Annotated in this window: 4 protein-coding genes; all 4 read left to right on the plus strand. The window is 64.6% G+C overall.

What is annotated here, in order from left to right; genetic code table 11:
- A partial coding sequence (locus NEZ08_RS14500) for a hypothetical protein (RefSeq protein WP_298107940.1) occupies nucleotides 1-303 on the plus strand: 303 nt, incomplete at its 5' end.
- The gene (locus NEZ08_RS14505) at nucleotides 300-1,091 is read left to right on the plus strand and encodes a metallophosphoesterase (RefSeq protein WP_298107942.1); all 792 of its coding nucleotides are present in this window, start codon (nucleotides 300-302) and stop codon (nucleotides 1,089-1,091) included. The genes NEZ08_RS14500 and NEZ08_RS14505, both read left to right, overlap by 4 nt.
- A 64-nt stretch (nucleotides 1,092-1,155) precedes the next feature.
- The gene (locus NEZ08_RS14510) at nucleotides 1,156-1,539 is read left to right on the plus strand and encodes a DUF6634 family protein (RefSeq protein WP_298107945.1); all 384 of its coding nucleotides are present in this window, start codon (nucleotides 1,156-1,158) and stop codon (nucleotides 1,537-1,539) included.
- A partial coding sequence (locus NEZ08_RS14515; RefSeq protein WP_298107948.1) for an AAA family ATPase occupies nucleotides 1,536-2,803 on the plus strand: 1,268 nt, incomplete at its 3' end. The genes NEZ08_RS14510 and NEZ08_RS14515, both read left to right, overlap by 4 nt.

The raw sequence follows: 2,803 nt of genomic DNA on the forward strand, positions 1-2,803 counted from the left end.
GATCCGGCGGCGGCCATGAGCGTGACGTGCTCGCTGATGCCGATTGCCGAGATGACGCTGCAGACCGATATTGCCATGACGGCATTGTTGCGCTGCGCCCTCTCGGGCAACGCGGCGAGCGCGCTGGTGCTGGCGCAGATCCTCGGGTTCACCGACCTCGGCCACGACTTCGGCACCGAGCTCGCGGCCTCCTGGTACAGGTTTGGGCTGCGGCATTCGGCCAACCCGCGCAAGCTCGCCGAGGTCGGGACCATCCTGTTCACCGCCTTCTGCGAACGTGAGCGCGACCGAGGTGGCGCATGAAGATCCAGATCTTTTCCGACCTCCATCTCGACGTAGCTCCGGTCAAGCCGATTTCGATCGTGGAAGGTGTCGATTGCATCATCGTCGCGGGCGACACCTGCGAGGGCGTCCTTGGGGCTTTCGAATATCTGCGACGCATCGTGCCGCTACATATCCCGATCGCGATGGTGCTCGGCAACCACGAATATTACCGCAGCTGCCTGCCGGAAGAACTGGCGCTCGCGCGGGCCCATGCGTCCACCTTCAACATCCATTGCCTGGAGAACGAGACGGTCGTGCTCGGCGGCGCCGATGGCGGCCCGCCGATCCGCTTCACCGGCGCCACATTGTGGACCGACTACCGGCTCTTCGGCGAGGCCAGGCGACCGGCGGTCATGAACACCTGCGCGGATGCCATGAACGATCATCGCCGGATCACCTGGCAAAAGAGGCCCTGGTTGCGGTTCCGGCCGCAGGAAGCAGCGCTGCTGCATCACCGCTCGAAATCCTTCATCGACAGCGTGCTGGCGACGCCGTTCGACCATGGGCCGACGGCCGTGGTCACCCATCATGCGGTTCATTGGAATTCGATCCTCGATAAGTACCGCAATGATCCGGTCACGGCCGCCTACCTGGCCGACATGACCGCGACCATCGAGGCCTACCGGCCCGACCTGTGGGTCCACGGGCACGTTCACAACTCGTCCGATGACTGGATCGGTAAAACGAGGGTCATCTGCAATCCGCACGGCTACGGCAACGAGAACCCCAATTTCGACGGCTCGCTCGTGGTCGAGATCGGCGAGTGAGGCGGCATCGACCTTTTCGCGCGGCTCTAACCCCATGGTCCACCTAGTGTTCGAGTGTTCAATCATGTTGACGCGTTCGTTTCCCTTCCTCGACCCCACCAACATCTCGCCCGATCTCACGAGCCGGCTCCACGCACTCGCAGACGATTGCGAGCGCTTGAGCTTCGGCCAGGCCGTCCCTTTGACAATTCTGGAAAGCGCCCCGCTCCTGACGGACTGGGCGCCCGTGCTGACGCCGGGAGGGCTGCATCTGGTTGGACATGCGGTCGACCATCCGGTTCACGGCAGTCGAATGGTCATGACGACACCCCTGTGGTGGGCGGATCGCGACGGCAGGTGGATCCGGACCCTGTCGCGGTTCTATCGGCTTGGATCTCCCGCCGATCTGGAGAACGTCCATCGCCTTCGCGATCTTGCCGGTGACGATGGCGCGGGGAGCGAGGCATGAGCGACGACACCAGCGACACCGATGAGTTCGGCCTGCAGGACGTCGAAGGCGACGCCGCCTCGACCGGTGCGGCCGCCGATTCCTCCGATCTGGATGAGGGGCTGAAAAAGCTGCCGCGATTATTGCGCTATGCGATGCTCGCGAGGCGAAGCTCCCGGGATATCGACGAACGGCTGATTGCCGAAATCAGACAGCTTTGTCCCGGGCTCCCGCACACCGTTCTCTGGGCGACATCGAAAGGCGCCGACTCGGGGTTGGCACTCGCGGCCGAGCTCGATCGTCTCGCAGTCACCGGCGACACGCCGACCCTCCGCAGCCTTGCCGATTGCGTTCGCCTGTTGTGCCTGCCGGCACCGCGCGATCTCGCGTCATTCGACGAATACCGCCGGGTCGGCAAGGCGCTGATCATCGCCCTGGCGAATCTCAGGGAGGACGACAGCAGCCACGAGCTGCTCAGCGAGCTCGAAGAATTTGTCTACGGATGGGCGGCTTTGCCCGCCTGCCCCCTCGTGGAAAGCAAAACCGCCGCCTTCAATGCGGCCATCGTCGGCCCGAGGACCGCGCGGTACAGGGTCGTGGAAGCGAAGGCGGAGGAACGGCGCTGGCTGAAAGCGGCGGAACAGGAGCGCCGGGAACGGCAGGAGGCGGAAACCAGGACGGCCGCGGACCATAAGCTTCAGTCGGAGGTCAGCTCGGTCCCGGCCAATCACGTCATGGTGGCGCGCCTCGCGGACGACCAGATGAAGGGCGTCAAAATCAAGGAGGTCCTCGGGCCGCTGAAGGGCGTCATCAATGTCGCCCTGCCCCTCATCGAGCCGCCGCCTTTGCACGAGGTGCGCAATGCCCTGCTGTTCGAATTTCCGTATGCGCTCGATGTCATCGACTTCGCGTTGGCCGACCTGGTCGGGCGCACGACGGTCCATCTCCGACCGCTGCTGATCGTCGGTGAGCCCGGTGGAGGCAAGAGCCGATTCGCCCGCCGCCTTGGCGAAAATCTAGGTCTGAGCGTCTGGCGTGAGGACGCCTCGCGTGCCGACGGCGCGGTCTTCGGCGGCACCGACCGCCGCTGGTACTCGGCCGAGCCGTGTCACCCGTTTCTCGCGGTCGCTCAGGCCAGCAGCGCAAACCCACTGGTGCTGATCGACGAGATCGAGAAGGCCGGCACGCGCAACGATTATGGCCGGCTGTGGGACTGCCTGCTCGGCTTTCTCGAGCCCGAAACCAACGCGCGTTACCCGGATCCCGCGCTGCAGACCACGCTCGA

It is taken from the genome of Bradyrhizobium sp. (genome assembly GCF_027451485.1).
In the GTDB taxonomy this organism is placed as follows: Bacteria; Pseudomonadota; Alphaproteobacteria; order Rhizobiales; family Xanthobacteraceae; genus Bradyrhizobium.

Coding starts and splice junctions, on each gene's coding strand:
- NEZ08_RS14505 (WP_298107942.1), top strand. CDS start 300: ATGAAGATCCAGATCTTTTCCGACCTCCATCTCGACGTAGCTCCGGTC.
- NEZ08_RS14510 (WP_298107945.1), top strand. CDS start 1,156: ATGTTGACGCGTTCGTTTCCCTTCCTCGACCCCACCAACATCTCGCCC.